This window comes from Arthrobacter paludis (genome assembly GCF_056782315.1).
The window spans coordinates 13608-33237 of sequence record NZ_JBXAEW010000005.1 but is presented as its reverse complement, the minus strand read 5'-3'; the positions used below and the strand labels follow the sequence as shown (position 1 = coordinate 33237).

Annotated in this window: 21 protein-coding genes; 16 read left to right on the top strand and 5 right to left on the bottom strand. The window is 71.8% G+C overall.

Features of this window, described 5'->3' with window-relative positions; translation table 11 throughout:
- Nucleotides 1-283: 283 nt before the first annotated feature.
- The 9 genes from AC1Q5D_RS05500 to AC1Q5D_RS05460 all read left to right on the top strand — a co-directional run bounded on the left by AC1Q5D_RS05500 (nucleotide 284) and on the right by AC1Q5D_RS05460 (nucleotide 6766).
- Nucleotides 284-451, top strand: a complete 168-nt coding sequence (locus AC1Q5D_RS05500) for a nickel-binding protein (RefSeq protein ID WP_481737567.1) — start codon at nucleotides 284-286, stop codon at nucleotides 449-451.
- 64 nt (nucleotides 452-515) lie between these two features.
- On the top strand, nucleotides 516-1460 hold the full coding sequence (locus tag AC1Q5D_RS05495; protein WP_481737566.1) for an ABC transporter ATP-binding protein: 945 nt from the start codon (nucleotides 516-518) through the stop codon (nucleotides 1458-1460).
- A complete protein-coding gene (locus AC1Q5D_RS05490; RefSeq protein WP_481737565.1) occupies nucleotides 1453-2367 on the top strand; it encodes an ABC transporter permease in 915 nt (304 codons plus the stop codon). Before AC1Q5D_RS05495 ends, AC1Q5D_RS05490 begins: the two co-directional genes overlap by 8 nt.
- A 4-nt stretch (nucleotides 2368-2371) precedes the next feature.
- Nucleotides 2372-3250, top strand: a complete 879-nt coding sequence (locus AC1Q5D_RS05485; RefSeq protein WP_481737564.1) for an ABC transporter permease — start codon at nucleotides 2372-2374, stop codon at nucleotides 3248-3250.
- Nucleotides 3251-3298: 48 nt separating this feature from the next.
- A complete protein-coding gene (locus AC1Q5D_RS05480; RefSeq protein ID WP_481737563.1) occupies nucleotides 3299-3658 on the top strand; it encodes a VOC family protein in 360 nt (119 codons plus the stop codon).
- 61 nt (nucleotides 3659-3719) lie between these two features.
- Entirely contained in the window at nucleotides 3720-4229 is a 510-nt protein-coding gene (locus AC1Q5D_RS05475) for a hypothetical protein (RefSeq protein WP_481737562.1), read from the top strand.
- Between the two features lie 48 nt (nucleotides 4230-4277).
- The gene (locus AC1Q5D_RS05470) at nucleotides 4278-5111 is read left to right on the top strand and encodes an exodeoxyribonuclease III (RefSeq protein WP_481737561.1); all 834 of its coding nucleotides are present in this window, start codon (nucleotides 4278-4280) and stop codon (nucleotides 5109-5111) included.
- 10 nt (nucleotides 5112-5121) lie between these two features.
- A complete protein-coding gene (trpS, locus tag AC1Q5D_RS05465) occupies nucleotides 5122-6192 on the top strand; it encodes a tryptophan--tRNA ligase (protein ID WP_481737560.1) in 1071 nt (356 codons plus the stop codon).
- Nucleotides 6193-6196: 4 nt separating this feature from the next.
- A complete protein-coding gene (locus AC1Q5D_RS05460; protein ID WP_481737559.1) occupies nucleotides 6197-6766 on the top strand; it encodes a 2'-5' RNA ligase family protein in 570 nt (189 codons plus the stop codon).
- Here the strand turns inward: AC1Q5D_RS05460 and AC1Q5D_RS05455 are convergent.
- From AC1Q5D_RS05455 to sdhC, 5 genes are all read right to left on the bottom strand, one after another.
- Complete coding sequence (locus tag AC1Q5D_RS05455; protein ID WP_481737558.1) at nucleotides 6750-7514, bottom strand: alpha/beta hydrolase family protein; 765 nt, start codon at nucleotides 7512-7514, stop codon at nucleotides 6750-6752. The genes AC1Q5D_RS05460 and AC1Q5D_RS05455 overlap by 17 nt on opposite strands.
- A gap of 127 nt (nucleotides 7515-7641) precedes the next feature.
- A complete protein-coding gene (locus tag AC1Q5D_RS05450) occupies nucleotides 7642-8424 on the bottom strand; it encodes a succinate dehydrogenase iron-sulfur subunit (protein WP_481737557.1) in 783 nt (260 codons plus the stop codon).
- Entirely contained in the window at nucleotides 8424-10211 is a 1788-nt protein-coding gene (gene sdhA, locus AC1Q5D_RS05445; protein ID WP_481737556.1) for a succinate dehydrogenase flavoprotein subunit, read from the bottom strand. The genes AC1Q5D_RS05450 and sdhA overlap by 1 nt, the downstream gene beginning before the upstream one ends.
- 48 nt (nucleotides 10212-10259) lie before the next feature.
- Entirely contained in the window at nucleotides 10260-10709 is a 450-nt protein-coding gene (locus tag AC1Q5D_RS05440; RefSeq protein ID WP_481737555.1) for a succinate dehydrogenase hydrophobic membrane anchor subunit, read from the bottom strand.
- Between the two features lie 3 nt (nucleotides 10710-10712).
- Nucleotides 10713-11093, bottom strand: coding sequence for a succinate dehydrogenase, cytochrome b556 subunit (gene sdhC / locus AC1Q5D_RS05435; protein ID WP_481737554.1), 381 nt, complete (start codon nucleotides 11091-11093; stop codon nucleotides 10713-10715).
- Between the two features lie 266 nt (nucleotides 11094-11359).
- Here sdhC and AC1Q5D_RS05430 point away from each other — a divergent pair, with 266 nt between their 5' ends.
- The 7 genes from AC1Q5D_RS05430 (at nucleotide 11360) to AC1Q5D_RS05400 (ending at nucleotide 19629) form a co-directional block, all read left to right on the top strand.
- Nucleotides 11360-12472: a mannose-1-phosphate guanylyltransferase gene (locus AC1Q5D_RS05430; RefSeq protein WP_481737553.1), complete on the top strand. Its 1113-nt coding sequence runs from the start codon at nucleotides 11360-11362 to the stop codon at nucleotides 12470-12472.
- A gap of 69 nt (nucleotides 12473-12541) precedes the next feature.
- A complete protein-coding gene (locus AC1Q5D_RS05425; RefSeq protein WP_481737552.1) occupies nucleotides 12542-13774 on the top strand; it encodes an amidohydrolase in 1233 nt (410 codons plus the stop codon).
- Nucleotides 13775-13942: 168 nt separating this feature from the next.
- Nucleotides 13943-15013: a BMP family lipoprotein gene (locus AC1Q5D_RS05420; protein ID WP_481737551.1), complete on the top strand. Its 1071-nt coding sequence runs from the start codon at nucleotides 13943-13945 to the stop codon at nucleotides 15011-15013.
- 55 nt (nucleotides 15014-15068) lie between these two features.
- Nucleotides 15069-16646, top strand: a complete 1578-nt coding sequence (locus tag AC1Q5D_RS05415) for an ABC transporter ATP-binding protein (protein ID WP_481737550.1) — start codon at nucleotides 15069-15071, stop codon at nucleotides 16644-16646.
- Complete coding sequence (locus AC1Q5D_RS05410; protein ID WP_481737549.1) at nucleotides 16643-17869, top strand: ABC transporter permease; 1227 nt, start codon at nucleotides 16643-16645, stop codon at nucleotides 17867-17869. The genes AC1Q5D_RS05415 and AC1Q5D_RS05410 overlap by 4 nt, the downstream gene beginning before the upstream one ends.
- The gene (locus AC1Q5D_RS05405; RefSeq protein ID WP_481737548.1) at nucleotides 17866-19149 is read left to right on the top strand and encodes an ABC transporter permease; all 1284 of its coding nucleotides are present in this window, start codon (nucleotides 17866-17868) and stop codon (nucleotides 19147-19149) included. Before AC1Q5D_RS05410 ends, AC1Q5D_RS05405 begins: the two co-directional genes overlap by 4 nt.
- Before the next feature lie 3 nt (nucleotides 19150-19152).
- Nucleotides 19153-19629: a cytidine deaminase gene (locus AC1Q5D_RS05400; RefSeq protein WP_481737547.1), complete on the top strand. Its 477-nt coding sequence runs from the start codon at nucleotides 19153-19155 to the stop codon at nucleotides 19627-19629.
- The last annotated feature ends 1 nt before the right edge of the window (nucleotide 19630 follow it).

The window sequence follows — 19630 nt, the reverse complement described above, 5'->3', positions numbered from 1 at the left end:
AAACCTGGGCCTACCCCCAGTGTGGGTCAGATGCCCGCGGGCCGGCTCCCCCCCCCCCCCCCCCCCCCCCCCCGCTGCCGGGACCGGCGCTCTGCCCTTGACTGCCGCACCCGGGGGATCTATACCTGACCCACACGGGGGGGTCCGGCCGGCCGCAGGGGGCCGAGGTGGGGACTGTCCCACGAGCGGAAGGCAAGGCGATGGGGCTGTACATGGATGTCCACGAGCATGTCGATGGGCTGACGGCTGAGGCCGTCGCGGAGGCTCATCGGGGGGCCTTGCCGTGCAGGAGGAGCACGGGGTCAAGTACCTGAAGTACTGGTTCGACGAGGGCAGCGGCAAGGTCTTCTGCCTCTGCGAGGCGCCGAGCGCGGAGGCCGCGGAGACGGTCCACCGGGAGGCCCACGGGCTCGTGGCCGACAGCATCACCCCGGTGCAGGCAGGACAGTAGACCCGGGCCGCGGACCGGTACCGATTGCGTTGTGTCAATCGGTCTGGCGGCCTAGGGTGTGTGCGTGTCCGAGACCACAGGCGGGAGCCCCGCCGTCATTTCCGCGCGCGGCCTCTCGAAGCGCTACGGGGAACTCACGGCGGTCGACTCCATCTCCTTCGATGTCCCGGCCGGCGGGTCGTTCGGCCTGTTGGGCCCGAACGGGGCGGGCAAATCCACCACCATGCGCATGATCGGCGGCGTCTCCGAACGCAGCGGCGGGCGGCTGACGATCATGGGCCTGGACCCCGAGACCCACGGTCCGGAGGTCCGCGCGCACCTCGGCGTCGTCCCGCAGCAGGACAACCTCGACGAGGACCTGCGCGTGCGGGACAACCTCATCGTCTACGGGCGCTACTTCGGCCTGCCGTTGTCCTTCCTGCGCCCCAAGGCCGACGAGCTGCTCGAGTTCGCCCAGCTGACCGAGAAGGCCCGGGCGCGCGTCGACGACCTCTCCGGCGGCATGAAGCGCCGGCTGACCATCGCCCGCTCCCTCGTCAACGATCCGCGGATCCTGCTCCTGGACGAACCCACGACCGGACTCGACCCGCAGGCCCGGCACATCCTGTGGGACCGCCTGTTCAGGCTCAAGGAGCGGGGCGTGACGCTCGTCCTGACCACGCACTACATGGACGAGGCGGAGCAGCTGTGCGACCGCCTGATCGTCGTCGACCACGGGCGCATCATGGCCGAGGGGTCGCCCGCGGAGCTCATCCGGAGGTACTCCACGCGCGAGGTGCTGGAGCTGCGCTTCGGGGCCACCCGCAATGCGGACACGGCGGCCGTGCTAGAGGGGATCGGGGAACGCGTGGAGACCCTGCCGGACCGCGTGCTGGTCTACGCGCACGACGGCGAGGCCGCGCTCGAGGCCGTGGCCGCGCGCGGGCTCTCCCCGCTGACGTCGCTGGTGCGCCGCTCCTCCCTGGAGGACGTGTTCCTGCGGCTGACCGGACGGAGCCTCGTTGACTAGCGGTGCGGAGCCGCCCGGCGCGCCCCGGCCGGCCGGGGTCCGCGCGGCCGCGGACGAGGCGGGCCGGCGCCTCGCCGCGTCGGGGCTGCGCGCCCACGATCCGCAGACCAGCGCGGCCCGCGCCAGGCGCTGGGGCACGTGGTACGCGGCGGAGCTGATCCTGCGCCAGATGCGCAGCTACCTCGGGGTCATCGTCGCCTACGCCGTCGGCAGCCCGCTGCTCTACCTGCTCGCCATGGGGGTGGGGCTGGCGTCGCTCGTCGACGCGAACCGCGGCCCCGCGTCGTTCGACGGCGTCGACTACCTGCAGTTCATCGTCCCCGCCCTCCTGGTCTCCGGGGCCGTGGTGGGGGCCTCGGAGGAGTTCTCCTACCCCGTGATGGTCGGGTTCAAGTGGCGCCGGGTGTACTACGGGCCCCTCGCCACGCCGCTCACGCCGCACCAGATCTGCCAGGGCCACGTGCTCGCCGTCGCCATCCGGCTGACCCTCCAGAGCGCCGCCTACCTGGCGATCGTTGCCGCGTTCGGGGCCGCCCCGAGCGCCTGGGCGTGGCTCTCCGTTCCGGTCGCGACCCTCGCCGGCCTGGCGTTCGGGATCCCGCTCATGGCCTACGCGGCCCGGATCCGGGAGGAGCGGGGCCAGTTCGCCATGGTGCAGCGCTTCGTCGTCATGCCGCTCTTCCTGTTCTCGGGGACGTTCTTCCCCCTGTCCGTCCTGCCCGGCTACCTGCAGTGGATCGGCTGGGTCTCGCCCGTCTGGCACGGCACCCAGCTCGGCCGGGCCCTCACCTACGGGCTCGCCGTGCCGCCGTGGCTGCTGGCCGTCCACGTCGCGTACCTGGCCGCCCTGGCCGTGGGCGCGCTCGCCGTGGCCCGGTGGGCCTATGCCCGCAGGCTGGCGGGCTGACGCGATGGAACCCGCGTCCCGTCCCGTCGCGCCCCACGGCGCGCGTCCGCGTCCGGAGGCCGACGACGGCGTGCCCCGCCGCGGGCCCGGCGGCCGGCGCCCCCTGGCCGGGCTCTACGCCCGCAACGCCCGCGCCGTCATCGGCCGCGGACTGGCCGCGACCCGGACGAGCACGTGGGCCGTGACCGTGTCCGGCTTCTTCGAGCCCGTCCTCTACCTGCTCTCCATGGGCCTCGGCCTGGGGGCGCTGGTCGGCACGGTCGAGGGCCCGGGCGGGCAGCCGGTGGAGTACGCGGCCTACATCGCCCCGGCCCTGCTGGCCGTGTCCGCCATGAACGGGGCCGTCTACGACGCCACCTGGAACGTCTTCTTCAAGATGAACTACGCGAAGCTGTACCAAACGATGCTCAACACCTCGCTGGGCCCGCTCGACGTCGCGCTGGGGGAGATCACCCTGGCCCTGCTGCGCGGGCTGCTCTACGCGACCGGCTTCACGGCCGTCATCGGCGCCCTCGGGCTCCTGGCCTCGCCCTGGGCCCTGCTGATGGTGCCGGCCTCCGTCCTGGTCGCGTTCGGCTTCGCGGCCATCGGCATGGGGATCACCTCGTTCATGAAGACGTTCCAGCAGATGGAATGGGTCAACTTCGTGATGCTGCCCATGTTCCTGTTCTCCGCCACGTTCTTCCCGCTGGGCGTCTACCCGGAGCCCGTCCAGTGGCTGATCCAGGCCCTGCCGCTCTGGCACGCGGTCGAGTTGCTGCGCCAGCTCTCGGTGGGGCACTTCACCGCGGCGACGGCGGTGCACGTGCTCTACTTCGCGCTCATGGCGGGCCTCGGGACCGTGCTGGCCACCGTGCGGCTGCGGGCGCTGTTCATGAAGTAGCCGGTAGTCTGAACCCTGCCCGGAAACGATGCGCACGAGGAGTGAGCGATGATCGGCACATGGCACGCCGTGGTCTTGGACTGCGAGGACACGGAGGAGCTGGCGGCCTTCTACGAGCAGGTGTTGGGCATGGTGCGCGTCCAGCACGACGAGGACGGCTGGATCACCATCGGCGACGCCCCCGACCGGCCTGCGATCGCCTTCCAGAAGGTCGAGAACTACGTGCCCCCGGAGTGGCCCGGCCACCTCCACCCGCAGCAGGCCCACCTGGACATCCGCGTCGAGGACCTGGACCTGGCCGAGGAGGAGGTCCTGAAGCTCGGCGCGGTGTCGATGAACACGGGCGGGCAGAACTACCGCGTCTACCTGGATCCGCAGCGCCACCCGTTCTGCCTCGTGAGCTGGTAGGCCCCCCCGGCAGGCCGGGCGGCGGTCCGCGGCGCCCCGCGCATCTGGGAGAATGGATCCCATGCAACCGCTTGGCAGCTCCCTGCAGGAAAAGAAGATCACGCTCAAGGCCAGCACCCTCTCGATGGCCGTCATGGTCACGGTGTTCCTCGTCGCCGTCGTTTTCGCGGCCAACGAGAACGACGTCATCGGCTGGCTCGTGGTCATCGTTTCCCTGGGATGGCTGCTGATCTCCGCGTTCCTGGTGTTCGGCCTGCGGCGCAGCGCCCGCCGCGTCGAGGACCGGCTGCGCCAGGCCACCGCCGGGCTCGCGCCCCGGGCAGGCAGCGGGGCCGAGACCGTCGTGGTCGACGAGGCCACGCGCACGCGCGACCTGAAGCTCGACCACTCGTTCAAGATCGTCCAGGTCCAGGCCGGCGTCATCCGCGAGCACCTGGGCCAGCCCGGGGAGGAGTCCCGGGGGATGGTCGACCGCGCCGTGGAGACCATCGAGATCACGGCCCACAACGCCCGCGAGATGATGCGCCCCTCCGGCGGCCAGGGGCCGCTCAGCGGCGAGGTCATCGACTAGTCGCGCGCGCCGCGCCGCGCGCGGCGTTTCGGTAAGGTTGGACGGGTGATGCACGCACCCGACACCGCCCCGAAAGCCCCCGGCGCCCTGCGCGTCGCCTCCGTCAACGTGAACGGCATCCGCGCCGCCTACAAGCGCGGCATGGGGGAGTGGCTCGCGGCCCGCGACGTCGACGTCCTCTGCCTCCAGGAGGTGCGGGCCCCCGATGCCGTCGTCCGCCAGCTGCTCGGCGAGGAGTGGCACGTCCTGCACGCGGAGGCGGAGGCCAAGGGCCGCGCCGGCGTCGCCGTCGCCTCCCGCGCCGAGCCCACGGCCACCCGGGACCACATCGGCGACGAGTACTTCACCACGTCCGGCCGCTGGGTCGAGGCGGACTTCGCCGTCGTCGGCGGCCAGACCCTGACCGTCGCCAGCGCGTACGTGCACTCGGGAGAGGTCGACACCCCGAAGCAGGTCGACAAGTACCGCTTCCTGGACACCATGTGCGAGCGGCTGCCCGCCCTCGCCAGCGCGAACGACCACGTCCTGGTGGTCGGCGACCTGAACGTCGGGCACACCACGCGCGACATCAAGAACTGGAAGGGCAACGTCAAGCGGGCGGGGTTCCTGCCGGAGGAACGCGCCTACTTCGACCGCTTCTTCGGCGAGGAGATCGGCTACCGGGACGTCGCGCGCGAGCTCGCCGGCGACGTCGACGGCCCGTACACGTGGTGGTCCTGGCGCGGCAAGGCGTTCGACAACGACGCCGGCTGGCGCATCGACTACCACATGGCCACGCCGGGCCTGAGCGCCCTGGCCCGCAACGCCACCGTGGACCGCGCCGCCACGTACGACACCCGCTTCTCCGACCACGCGCCGCTCGTGGTCGACTACCAGTTCTAGGATGACCGCCATGACCGAGACCCCCGCCGTCCACCGCCCCCGAGTCCTGTCCGGGATGCAGCCCTCCGCGGACTCGCTGCACCTGGGCAACTACCTCGGCGCGCTGGTGAACTGGGTGCGCACGCTCGACGAGTACGACGCCTACTTCTTCATCCCGGACATGCACGCCATCACGGTCGCGCACGACCCGGCCGGCCTGCGCGAGCGCACGCGGCGGACCGCCGCGCAGTACATCGCGGGCGGCATCGACGTGGAGCGGGCGACGCTGTTCGTCCAGTCCCACGTGCCCGAGCACGCGCAGCTGGCCTGGGTCCTGAACTGCCTGACCGGCTTCGGGGAGGCCTCCCGGATGACGCAGTTCAAGGACAAGTCCGCCAAGGGCGGCCAGGACTCCGCCAGCGTCGGCCTGTTCACGTACCCGGTGCTCATGGCGGCGGACATCCTGCTCTACCAGCCGCACGGGGTCCCGGTCGGGGACGACCAGCGGCAGCACGTCGAGCTGGCGCGGAACCTGGCGCAGCGCTTCAACCACCGCTTCGGCGAGGTGTTCCGGGTTCCCGAGGCCCTGATCCAGCAGGGCGGCGCCCGGATCTACGACCTGCAGGAGCCCACGCGGAAGATGTCCAAGTCCGCGGAGAGCCCGAACGGGCTGATCAACGTGCTGGACGCGCCCAAGACCGTCGCCAAGCGCATCAAGTCCGCCGTGACGGACGCGGACACCGTCGTCGCCTACGACCGCGAGGCCAAGCCCGGCGTGTCGAACCTGCTCGAGATCCTCTCCACCGTCACGGGGCGTCCGATCGACTCGCTCGTCGCCGACTACGAGGGCAAGATGTACGGACACCTCAAGGTCGACGTCGCCGACGCCGTCGTCGCGCGGCTCGAGCCGATCCGCACGCGCACCTTCGAGCTCCTGGACGATCCGGCCGAGCTGGACCGGCTGCTGGCCCGGGGCGCCGCGAAGGCCCGCGAGACCGCGGCCGCCACGCTGCGCGACGTCTACGACGCCATCGGGTTCCTGCCGCCCGCCCCGGCGCCGGCGGGCGTCCTCCAGGGCGCCGAGCGGGCCGGGGACCGCTAGTCCCATGGCGGGCGGGGCGGAGCGCGACGGCGGCGTCCCCGGCAACGGGGCGCGCCAGAGCCTGGGTATCGTCATCGGCCTCCCGGAGGGGCTCAGCGCGGAGCTGGGCGGCTGGCGCGCGTCGTTCGGCGACCCGCTCGCCGCCGTCGTCCCCCCGCACATCACGCTGGTCACCGGGACCGCGCCCGGGGGCTGGGACGCCGCGGCGGAGCACGCCCGGGCCGTGGCCGCCCGGCGGAGGCCGTTCCGGCTGACCCTGCGCGGCACCGGGACGTTCCGCCCGGTCTCGCCGGTCGTCTACCTGCGGGTCGACGAGGGCTGGGACGAGTGCGTCGGGCTGCACGCCGACCTGCGGGGCGGGCCCGTGGAGCACGAGTCGGGCTTCGACTACCACCCGCACCTGACGCTCGCCCAGGACGTGACGGAGGCGGGCATGGACCACGCCCTGGCCGCGCTGGACGGGTTCAGCGCGTCGTTCACGGTCTCCTCGATCGGGCTGTTCCGCCACGACGCCCAGGGCCTGTGGTCCCTCGGCGAGGACGTGCCGCTCGGGGCCGCTACTCCGCGTCCCTGAGGTACTGCTCCGCCCACGCGGCGATCATCCTCCCGGCCCGCACGCCGTGGACGCGCTGCGTCAGCAGGTGGTCGGCGCGGTCGAGGCTGAAGAACGACTTGGGGTGCTTCGCGTCCTGGAAGATCCGGCCGGCGTTCTCGATGCCCACCGTGTTGTCGGTCGGCGCGTGCATGACCAGCAGGGCGGCGTCGAGGTGGCGGATGCAGCCGGTGACGTCGTGTCCCTCGAGGTCCCGGACGAACTCCTGCGTGATCTCCAGCCGCCGCGGGCCGACGACGAGCTCCGCGCTGCCCTCGGCCTCGATCTCCTCCAGCAGCCCCTCGATCGTGTGCCGCAGATGGCCGGGGGAGTAGGGCGCCCCGATCGTGGCGATGGCGCGGGGGCCGATCTCCGCCGCGGCCGCCAGCACCGCCGCGCCGCCGAGCGAGTGGCCGACCAGCAGGTCGGGCTCGTGCCCGTGCTCGGCGAGGGCCCGGGCCGCGCGGACCGTGTCCTGGACCTTCAGGCTGAACGAGCCCTCGCCGAAGGAGCCCTGCGAGTCGCCCAGGCCCAGGTTGTCGAAGCGGAGCATCGCGATGCCCTCGTCCGCGAGCGTGCGGCAGATCCGGGCGGCCGCCAGGGAGTCCTTGCCGAGCGTGAAGCCGTGCGAGAAGACCCCGGCGCCCTTGGCCTCGCCGTCGGGCAGGTCGAGGACGGCGGCCAGCTCGTGGCCGGTGGCGCTGGTGAACGTGAACTTCTCCCGGGGCATGGCTCCTCTTTCGTGGGGGACGCTGCCGCTCCAGCCTAGCGGCCAAGCCGCGCGGGGCCGGGCCGCGTTAACGCGCGGAGGGCGCCGCTGCGGAATGCAGCGGCGCCCTCCGGCGCTCGGGCTCGCCCTAGACGGAGCGGGCCAGGATGGCCTGCTTGACCTCGGCGATGGCCTGCGTGACCTGGATGCCGCGGGGGCACGCCTCGGTGCAGTTGAAGGTGGTCCGGCAGCGCCAGACGCCCTCCTTGTCGTTGAGGATCTCCAGGCGCATGTCGCCGCCCTCGTCGCGCGAGTCGAAGATGAAGCGGTGCGCGTTGACGATCGCGGCCGGGCCGAAGTACTGGCCGTCGGTCCAGAAGACCGGGCAGGACGACGTGCACGCGGCGCACAGGATGCACTTGGTCGTGTCGTCGTAGCGCTCGCGGTCCTCGGGGGACTGGTAGCGCTCCTTCGAAGGCTCGTGGCCCTTGGAGATCAGGAACGGCATGACCTCGCGGTAGGACTGGAAGAACGGCTCCATGTCCACGATCAGGTCCTTCTCGACCGGAAGGCCCTTGATGGCCTCGACCGTGATGGGCTTGGACGTGTCCAGGTCCTTCAGCAGCGTCTTGCAGGCCAGGCGGTTGCGGCCGTTGATGCGCATTGCGTCGGAGCCGCAGACGCCGTGGGCGCAGGAGCGGCGGAACGACAGCGAGCCGTCGATGTCCCACTTGACCTTGTGCAGGGCGTCCAGCACGCGGTCCGTGCCGTACATCGTCAGCTGGTAGTCCTCCCAGTGGTGCTCGTCGGAGACCTCCGGGTTGTAGCGGCGGACGCGCAGGGTGATGTCGAACTGCGGGATCTCCCCGCCGCCCCCGCCGGCTGCGCCGAGGTCGATCTTCGAGGCGGGCTCGGTGGTTTCGCTGCTCATTAGTACTTACGCTCCATCGGCTGGTAACGGGTGAAGACAACCGGCTTCGTGTCGAAGCGGATGCCCTGGATGCCCTCCATCTCGGCCGACTCGTCCTTGTAGACCATGGAGTGCTTCATGAAGTTCGCGTCGTCGCGGTCCGGGAAGTCCTCCCGGAAGTGGCCGCCGCGGGACTCGTGGCGGTGCAGGGCGGAGACGGACATGACCTCGGCGAGGTCCAGCAGGAAGCCGAGCTCGACGGCCTCGAGCAGGTCCAGGTTGAAGCGCTTGCCCTTGTCCTGGATGCTGATGTTGGCGTAGCGCTCGCGCAGGGACTTGATGTCCGACAGCGCCTTCATGATGGTCTCCCCGGTGCGGAAGACCTGCATGTTCGCGTCCATCGTGTCCTGCAGCTCCTTGCGGATCTGCGCGACGCGCTCCGTGCCGCTGCCGGTGCGCACGATGTCGAGCAGCTGCTCGGTCTCGGCCATCGGGTTCTCCGGGATCTCGACCCAGTCCGCGGTCTTCGCGTACTCGGCCGCGTAGATGCCGGAGCGCTTGCCGAACACGTTGATGTCCAGCAGGGAGTTGGTGCCGAGGCGGTTCGACCCGTGCACGGAGACGCACGCGACCTCGCCGGCCGCGTACAGGCCGGGGACGACCGTGTCGTTGTCCTGGAGGACCTCGCCCTGGATGTTGGTCGGCACGCCGCCCATCACGTAGTGGGCGGTGGGGAACACCGGGACCGGCTCCGTGTAGGGCTCGACGCCCAGGTAGGTGCGGGCGAACTCGGTGATGTCCGGGAGCTTGGCGTCGATGTGCGCCGGCTCGAGGTGGGTCAGGTCCAGCAGGACGTAGTCCTTGTTCGGGCCGCAGCCGCGGCCCTCGCGCACCTCGTTGGCCATGGACCGGGCGACGATGTCGCGCGGGGCCAGGTCCTTGATGGTCGGGGCGTAGCGCTCCATGAAGCGCTCGCCCTCGGAGTTGCGCAGGATGCCGCCCTCGCCGCGCGCGGCCTCGGAGAGCAGGATGCCCAGGCCGGCGAGGCCGGTCGGGTGGAACTGCACGAACTCCATGTCCTCCAGCGGGATGCCGCGGCGGAATGCGATGCCCATGCCGTCGCCGGTGAGGGTGTGGGCGTTGGAGGTCGTCTTGAAGACCTTGCCGGCGCCGCCGGAGGCGAAGACGACGGACTTGGCCTGGAAGACGTGCAGCTCGCCGGTGGCCAGGTCGTAGGAGACCACGCCGGCGACGCGCTTCTGCTTGAACGGGGTGCCGTCCTCGCGGGTCGCGTCCTCCTCGACGGTGAGCAGGTCCAGCACGTAGTACTCGTTGTAGAACTCGACGTTGTGCTTGACGCAGTTCTGGTACAGCGTCTGCAGGATCATGTGGCCGGTGCGGTCGGCCGCGTAGCAGGCGCGGCGGACCGGGGCCTTGCCGTGGTCGCGGGTGTGGCCGCCGAAGCGGCGCTGGTCGATCTTGCCCTCCGGCGTGCGGTTGAAGGGCAGGCCCATCTTCTCGAGGTCGAGGACCGCGTCGATGGCCTCCTTGGCCATCACCTCGGCCGCGTCCTGGTCAACGAGGTAGTCGCCGCCCTTGATCGTGTCGAAGGTGTGCCACTCCCAGTTGTCCTCCTCGACGTTCGCGAGGGCGGCGCACATGCCGCCCTGGGCGGCGCCGGTGTGGGAGCGGGTGGGGTAGAGCTTCGTGAGCACGGCCGTGTGGGCGCGCTGGCCAGCCTCGATGGCCGCGCGCATGCCCGCGCCGCCGGCGCCGACGATGACTACGTCGTACTTGTGTACCTGCATTCTTTGATGCTCTCTTTTCGGGGGTTCGTCCGGCTGCTCGGCCGTCGGCTACTGGCAGACCGGGAGGGTGGACCCGGGGATGCACGGGTCGAAGGTGAAGATGACCAGGGTGCCCAGCACGATGATGACGGCGCTGGCGATGTAGAGCACCGCCTTGAGCCAGAAGCGGGTCCGGTCCTTCTCGGCGTAGTCGCTGATGATCGTGCGCAGGCCGTTGGTGCCGTGCAGCATGGCCAGCCACAGCATGGCCAGGTCCCAGAACTGCCAGACCGGGTCGGCCCACTTGCCGGCGACGAACCCGAAGTCGAGGCCGTTGATGCCGTCGCCCACCAGCAGGTTGGCGATCAGGTGGCCGAAGATGAGGACGACCAGGACGACGCCGGAGAGGCGCATGAACAGCCACGCGGCCATTTCGAAGCTGCCGCCCTTGGACTTGGAGCGGGTGTACTTCGGGTCGATGCGGCCGGTGCGGGGGGCGACGAATTCCGTGGTTGCCATGGCTTAGTGGCCTCCGAGAGCGAGGGTGAGGTGGCGGATCGCGAAGCCGGCGGTGGCCACGATCCACAGGACGACGACGGCCCAGAGCATCTGGCGGTGGTACTTGGGGCCGGACTTCCAGAAGTCCACCAGGATCACGCGCAGGCCGTTGAAGGCGTGGAAGATGATCGCGGCGACGAGACCGGTCTCACCGATCGCCATGAGCGGGTTCTGGTAGGTGCCGATGACGGCGTTGTAGGCCTCCGGGGACACCCGCACGAGCGAGGTGTCCAGCACGTGGACCAAAAGGAAAAAGAAGATCACGACACCCGTGACGCGGTGCCCCACCCACGACCACATGCCTTCACGGCCGCGGTAGAGGGTGCCTGACGAAGTCTTCGACACTGAATTACCTCCATGCACAGCAGGGGCGTTGTGCGGCTTCCACACAAAGGATTGACGCCGGTGCGAGTGCGCTTCCTGCCAAATCGTAGACTACGGACCCCCGGGGCCCCCATCAACGCGCAGGGGGCTGTGAGTAGGGTCACCGCCGCGCGTTGCATGTGACACGGAACCCCCGGATTTCCGCGGTAATTGGGGCATGCGGATGTGTCCTAAATGGCGCGCTGGCCTGCGCGGCCGACCGGGAACCATCCATTAGCCTGAAAGGCATGCATCCCGACCTTCTCGCGCGCTTCCACGGCGTCATTCCCGCCGGCGGGACCGGTACGCGGCTCTGGCCGCTGTCCCGGGCCGCCGCGCCGAAGTTCCTGCACGACCTGACCGGATCCGGCAGCACGCTGATCCGGGCGACGTACGAGCGCCTGGCCCCCCTGGCCGGGGACCGCGTCATGGTCGTGACCGGGCAGGTGCACCGCAGCGCCGTCCTGGACCAGCTGCCGGAGCTGTGCGACGCGAACCTCGTGCTCGAGAACTCGCCGAAGGACTCCGCGGCCGCGATCGGGCTGGCCGCGGCGATCCTGCACCGCCGCAACCCGGACACGATCATGGGCTCCTTCGCGGCGGACCAGGTCATCGGGCCCGTGGAGGTCTTCCAGGACGCGGTGCGGGAGGCCATCGCGACGGCGGCGACCGGCAAGATCGTCACCATCGGCATCCGGCCCACCGTGCCGGCCACCGGATTCGGCTACATCCGCGCCGGCGAGGCGCTGCGCGTCGACGGGGCGCCCCACGCCGTGGCCGTCGCCGAGTTCGTGGAGAAGCCCGACGAGGACACGGCCCGCCGCTACGTGGCGAGCGGGGACTACCTCTGGAACGCGGGCATGTTCGTGGCCCCCGTGCAGCTGATGCTGGAGCACCTGGCCGCCAACGAGCCCGACCTGCACGCCGGCCTGCAGCGCATCGCGGAGGCCTGGGACTCGCCGGAGCGCGACGCCGTCGTCGCCGAGGTGTGGCCGGGCCTGCCGAAGACCGCCATCGACTACGCCGTCGCGGAGCCGGCCGCGGCCGCGGGCGACGTCGCCATGGTGCCGGGCACGTTCACGTGGGACGACGTCGGCGACTTCGCCGCGATCGGCCGGCTCAACCCGGCGACGGAGGACCGGCGGATCACCGTCCTCGGCGACGGGGCCCGCGTCTACTCGGACGAGGCCTCCGGCGTCGTCGTCACCGACAGCAAGCGCGTGATCGCCCTCATCGGGATCGAGGACGTCGTCGTCGTCGACACGCCGGACGCGCTGCTGGTGACCACCAAGAACCACGCCCAGTCCGTGAAGAAGGCGGTCGAGGCCCTCAAGGCCGCCGGCAACGACGACGTCCTCTAGCGGCGCCACGGAGGGCCCGGAGGCTCGGGGCCGTCCCGGATCGCACCGAATCGTCGTAGGGTTTGACCTGTGAGCGCTTCAACCGATGCACAGGCCGGCATTCCCACCCTCGGGACCTGGGTCGAGCCGCTGCTGGGGGACCTCGTCGCCTTCCGGCGCGACATCCACGCGAACCCCGAGCTGTCGTTCCAGGAGTTCCGGACGACCGACCGGATCGTGCAGCGGCTCGAGGCGGCCGGGCTCCAGCCGCACCGGCTCGAGCGCACCGGCGCCTACGTCGACGTGGGGGAGGGGCCCATCGCCCTGGGCCTGCGCGCGGACATCGACGCCCTGCCGGTCCTGGAGGAGACGGACCTGGACTACGAGTCCACGCGCACGGGCGTCTGCCACGCCTGCGGGCACGACGTGCACACCACCGTCATGCTCGGCGTCGCGCTGACGCTGAAGTCCCTCCACGACGAGGGGCGGCTGAACGGGCGGGTTCGCGTGGTCTTCCAGCCCGCCGAGGAGACCATGCCCGGCGGCGCGTTGTCGGTGATCGAGCAGGGCGTGCTCGACCCCGTGCCGCGCATCCTCGCGCTCCACTGCGAGCCGAGGATCGACGCCGGCATGGTCGGCACCCGCATCGGCGCGATCACCAGCGCGAGCGACACCATCAAGATCGAGCTCACGGGCCGGGGCGGGCACACGTCCCGCCCGCACCTGACGGAGGACCTGGTCTTCGCGCTGGCCGAGATCGCCGTCAGCGTCCCCGCCGTGCTCGGCCGGCGGATCGACGTGCGCAGCGCCGTGTCCGTCGTCTGGGGCCAGATCCACGCCGGCTCGGCCCCCAACGCGATCCCCGCGACGGGGTACATGTCCGGCACCATGCGCTGCCTCGACGGCGAGGCGTGGAAGGACGCGGGCGAGCTGCTCGACGAGGTCGTCCGCCAGGTGGCCGTGCCCTACGGCGTCGACATCAAGCTCGAGCACATCCGCGGCGTGCCGCCCGTGATGAACGCCGAGGCGGAGACCGACCTGATCGAGGACGCGGCCCGCGCCGAACTCGGCCCCGGCGCGATCGTCCTGACCCCGCAGTCCATGGGCGGGGAGGACTTCGCCTGGATGACCAACCGGATCCCCGGCTCGATGATGCGCCTCGGCACGCGGACCCCCGGCGGGGAAACCTACGACCTGCACCGCGGCGACTACGTGCCCGACGAGCGGGCCATCGGCACCGGGGTGCGGGTCATGGCGGGCGCCGCCCTGCGCGCCATCGAGGAGCTGCACTCCGGGCCGGCCGCGGGCGATACCGGCAAGTAACAACTATTCAACGATCGTCGAACAAGCCCGGTCAACCGCTGGTCGGCGGCGCCCCCAGCGTCTAGGGTGGGGTCGATCACAGCGGTGGTCCGCCGGCCCCGCCGCGCGGCCGCCCGGCCGGACGCCGCCACCGGCGGCGCTCCACCCCACTGCCCTTGGGAGGACACGTTGAAGAACCGACTGCGCAACCCGCTGCGCCCCGCCGCCCCCGCCGCACTCCTGGCCGCCGGCGCGCTCGTCCTGGCCGGCTGCGGCGCCGCCCCCGAGGAGGAGGGCGGCTCCGCGGCGCCGGGCATCGACTACACGGCCTGCATGGTCTCGGACGAGGGCGGCTTCGACGACCGCTCGTTCAACCAGGCCTCGCACGAGGGGCTGCTCGCGGCCGAGAGGAACCTGGGCGTCGAGGTCAACGAGGCCGAGTCCAACTCCGCCACCGAGATGAAGCCGAACATCGAGTCCATGGTCTCGGCGGGGTGCGACATGGTCGTCACCGCCGGCTTCAACATCGGCGACGCGACGCTCGAGGCCGCCCAGAAGTACCCGGACACCAACTTCACGATCGTCGACTTCGGCTACGAGGAGCTGCCCGACAACCTGCGCACCCTCAACTACGAGACCGGCCAGGCCGCCTTCCTCGCCGGATACGCGGCGGCCGCCTACTCCAAGTCCGGGAAGGTCGGCACGTGGGGCGGGGCGGAGATCCCGACCGTCACCGTCTTCATGGAGGGCTTCACGAACGGCGTCGAGCACTACAACGAGGCCAAGGGCAAGGACGTCGAGGTCGTCGGCTGGGGGGACTCCAAGTCCTTCGTCGGCAACTTCAGCGACCAGGTCAAGGCCCGCCAGCTGACCGACAACATGCTCGCGGACGGGGTCGACGTGATCATGCCGGTGGCCGGCCCGCTCGGCCAGGCCGCCGTGGACGCCGTCAACGAGACGCCGAGCCCCGACGACGCCGTCGTCTGGGTCGACACCGACGGCTTCGACTACGCCAACAACGGCGAGGACGCGGTCCTCACCTCCGTGATCAAGGAGATGGGCAGGACCGTCGAGGAGTCCATCACCCAGGACGTCGAGGGCTCGTTCAAGAGCGAGGCCTACGTCGGCACCCTCGAGAACGGCGGGGTGTCGCTGGCCCCGTTCCACAACTTCGAGGACAAGGTCCCCGAGGGGCTCCAGGGCGAACTCGACCAGATCAAGCAGGACATCATCGACGGGAAGATCGAGGTCGGCTCCTAGCCGCGGACGGGCGCCGGCCACGCGGCCGGCGCCCCGCCGCCCCGGAGGGACGCGCATGAGACTCGAACTGCAGGGCATCACGAAGTCCTTCGACGGATTCGTCGCCAACGACCACATCGACCTCGTCGTCGAGCCCGGCCAGGTGCACAGCCTGCTGGGCGAGAACGGCGCCGGCAAGTCGACCCTGATGAACGTCCTCTACGGGCTCTACGAGCCGACGGAGGGCCGGATCCTCGTCGACGGCAAGCCGGTCGCGTTCCGCGGGCCGCGCGACGCCATGGCCGCCGGGATCGGGATGGTGCACCAGCACTTCATGCTGGTTCCCGTCTTCACCGTCGCGGAGAACGTCGCCCTGGGCGCCGAGGCGACGGGGTTCGCCGGGCGCCTCGACCTGGACCAGACGCGGCGCCGGATCCGCGAGATCTCCGACGCCTACGGCTTCCGGGTGGACCCCGACGCGACGGTCGGCGACCTGCCGGTCGGCGTGCAGCAGCGCGTCGAGATCATCAAGGCCCTCGTCCGCCACGCCGACCTGCTGATCCTCGACGAGCCGACGGCCGTGCTGACGCCGCAGGAGACCGACGAGCTCATCGGGATCATCGCCCAGCTCAAGGCCGGCGGCACGTCCGTCGTGTTCATCTCCCACAAGCTGCGGGAGGTCAAGGCCGTCTCCGACCGCATCACCGTCATCCGGCGGGGCCGCGTCGTCGGCACGGCGGACCCCGACGCGCCGGCCACGGAGCTGGCCTCCCTCATGGTCGGGCGCGCCGTCGACCTGGCCCTGGGCCGCGAGCCGGCCGAGGGCACGCGGGAGTCCCTCGCCGTGCGCGGCCTGCGCGTCGCCGACGCGTCCGGGCAGCCCCTCGTCGACGGGGTCGACCTCGACGTGCGGGCCGGCGAGATCCTGGCCGTCGCCGGCGTGCAGGGCAACGGCCAGACGGAGCTGGTCGAGGCCGTCATGGGACTGCGGGCCCCGGCGGGCGGTTCCATCCGGCTCGAGGGCACGGAGCTGACGGGGCGGTCCACCAAGGAGATCATCGACCTCGGCGTCGGCTACGTCCCGGAGGACCGCAGCACGGACGGCCTGGTGGCGGGCTTCTCGGTCGCCGACAACCTCGTCCTCAACCGGTACGACCGCGAACCGGTGGCCCGCGGGCTCGGACTGCGCCGGCGCGTGATCGCCGACAACGCGGCCCGCCTCGTCGAGGACTTCGACATCCGCACCCCCTCGCCCGACCGGGCGGCGGGAACGCTCTCGGGCGGCAACCAGCAGAAGGTCGTCCTGGCGCGCGAACTGTCCCGGCCGCTGAAGCTGTTCATCGCCGCCCAGCCCACCCGGGGCGTTGACGTCGGCTCCATCGAGTTCCTCCACCGCAGGATCCTCGCCGAGCGGGACCGCGGCACGCCGGTGCTGATCGTCTCGACGGAGCTCGACGAGGTCGTGGAGCTCGGCGACCGCATCGCCGTCCTGTTCCACGGCCGCCTGATGGGCGTCGTGCCCGGACACACGAGCCGGGACGTGCTGGGCCTGATGATGGCCGGCGCGACCGCGGAGGAGGCGTTCGCCGCCGTCGCGGACGCCGGCGGGGACACGACCGAGGAACCACCGAGCCTGCCGGGAGGCATCGCATGAGCCCCACGACGCCCGACCGCGGCGCCCTCCGCCGGGCCGCCGACTCGCCGGCGGCGCTCTCCGTCCTGGCCATCGTGCTCTCCCTCGTCGTGGGCGGGATCCTGATCGCGGCGACGGACCCGGAGACCCGCCGGGCCGCCGGCTACTTCTTCGCCCGGCCCGCCGATACGCTCGCCGCGGCCTGGGGCGCCGGGGCCGACGCGTACGCGGCGATGTTCCGGGGCGCTATCCTCAACTACCGCGCGGACGCGACGGGGGACATGCTGCGGCCGCTGACCGAGACGCTGACCATGGCCACCCCGCTGATCACCGCGTCCCTCGGCGTGGCCCTGGCCTTCCGCGCGGGCCTGTTCAACATCGGCGCCCAGGGCCAGATCCTCATCGCGGCCGGACTGTCCGGCTACGTCGGGTTCGCCTGGCAGCTGCCGGCGGCGCTGCACCTGCTGCTCGTCGTGGTGGCCGCGCTGCTGGGCGGCGCCGTCTGGGGCGGGCTGGCGGGGTGGATCAAGGCCCGCACGGGCGCCCACGAGGTCATCCTGACGATCATGCTCAACTACGTGGCCGTCTACCTGCTGGCTTGGGCCCTGAGCACCCCGGCCATGCAGCGGCCCGGGTCGTCCGACCCGATCAGCCCCCAGATCGCGCAGAGCGCGCACTACCCGCCGCTGTTCGGCCCCGACTACCGCACCCACCTGGGCCTGCTCGTCGCGCTGGCCGCGGCCGTGGGGGTCTGGTGGCTCCTGGAGCGCTCCACCATCGGCTTCGGGCTGAAGGCGACCGGCGCGAACCCGGAGGCGGCCCGGACCGCGGGCATCAACACGCGCCGCGCGGTCGTCGTCGCCATGGTCGTGGCGGGGGCGCTGGCCGGCCTGTCCGGGGCCGCCCAGGTGAACGGGACCCAGTTCGTCGTCGTCGGCGGCATCGCGGGCAGCATCGGGTTCGACGCGATCACCGTCGCCCTCCTGGGCCGTTCCCGGGCCCTCGGCGTGGTCCTGGCCGCGCTGCTGTTCGGCGCGTTCCGGGCCGGCGGAGTGGCGATGCAGTCGCAGACCGGCACGCCCGTCGACATCGTGCTCGTGGTGCAGTCCCTCATCGTCCTGTTCATCGCCGCCCCGCCGCTCGTGCGCACGGTCTTCGGGCTGGGCGGGCGCCGCCGCCGCGGGCCGGCCGCGCCCGGTGCGGCGCCCGAGGGCAGCAGCCTCACCGCCGGGAGCTCACTGTGACGACCGAAGCCACCACGTCCCGCACGACCGGCGCCCCGTCCCCGGTCCGGCCCGCCGGCGCGCGGAAGGCGGTCGCGGGCTACGCCGGCGCCGCACTCGCCGCCGTCGTGCTCTTCGCCGTCCTCGCCCCCGCGGGCGCCGCCACGTTCCGCCTCTCGCGGGGCGGCGGGTTCCAGCTGCCGGCCCTGACCGTGCCGGCGGCCGCCGCCGGCTGGGCCACCGCGCTCCTGCTGGCGGCCGCGGCCGGCTACGCGTGGTGGGCGACCGCGCGCGGCCGCGCCCTGCCGCGTTGGCTGCCGGCCGCCGCCGGGCTGCTGTTCATCGCCGGGTTCCTCGTGTGGGTGGTCGGCTCCGCCAACAACCCGGACATCTCGCTGATCACGCTGCTCGCGGGGTCGGTCGCGCTCGCCCTGCCGATGGTGTTCGGGTCGCTCTCCGGCGTCCTGTGCGAGCGCACCGGCGTCATCAACATCGCCATCGAGGGCCAGCTGCTCCTCGGCGCGTTCGCCGCCGCCGTCGGCGGGTCCCTCACGGGCAACGTCTACGCGGCCATGCTGAGCGCGGCCGTCGGCGGCGCCCTGGTGTCCGTGCTCCTCGCCGTGTTCTCGGTCAAGTACCTGGTCAACCAGATCGTCGTGGGCGTCGTGCTCAACGTCCTGGTCTCCGGCCTCACCGCGTTCCTGCTCGGGACGGTGCTGGACGCGCCGGGGCTCAACTCGCCGCCGCGGCTGCCGGAGCTGCCCATCCCGCTGCTCTCCGAGATCCCGCTGCTCGGGCCGATCCTGTTCCGGCAGACGCTGCTCGGCTACCTCATGTACGCGGCCGTGGCCCTGGCCTGGTACGGCCTCTACAAGACGCGGTGGGGCCTGCGGGTCCGCGCCGTCGGCGAGCACCCCAAGGCGGCCGACACGCTGGGCATCAACGTCAACCGCACCCGCGTGCGCAACGTGCTGCTCGGCGGCGCAGTGGCAGGGCTCGGCGGCAGCTACTACACCCTCGTGGCGGTCAGCCAGTTCACCCGCGACATGACCGCCGGCGCCGGGTTCATCGCCCTCGCCGCGATGATCTTCGGGCGCTGGAACCCGGTCGGGGCCGCCCTCGCGGCCCTCCTGTTCGGGTTCGCCACGAACCTGCAGTACGTCCTGGCCCAGGCCGGCACCGCCGTCCCCAGCCAGTTGATGGCGATGCTGCCCTACGTGGTCACCATCTTCGCCGTGGCCGGCCTGGTCGGCAGGTCGCGGCCCCCGGCGGCCAACGGCACCCCCTACACGAAGGCGTAACGCATGGCGGAACGGAACGGCACGACGGCGGCGCCCGCGGGGGAGCCCACGGCCGACGAGTGGCGGCGTCTGCGCGCCGCGGCCACGGAGGCCATGCGCGGCGCCTACGCGCCGTACTCGCGCTTCCCGGTCGGCGCGGCCGCCCTCACAGAGGACGGGCGGCTCGTCACGGGATGCAACGTCGAGAACGCCTCCTACGGGCTCGGGCTGTGCGCCGAGTGCACGCTGGTCGGCCAGCTCCACCTCAGCGGGGGCGGCCGCCTGCGCGCCTTCCACTGCGTGGACGGGGAGGGCAACGTGCTGATGCCCTGCGGGCGGTGCCGGCAACTGCTCTACGAGCACCGCGGCGCCGTCCTGCACCTGATGACGACCGCGGGCGTCCGCACGATCGACGAGGTGCTGCCCGACGCGTTCGGCCCCCAGGACCTGCGGGACGCGGGCGCGTCCCGCGCCGGCACCGACCAGGAGGAGACCCAGTGAC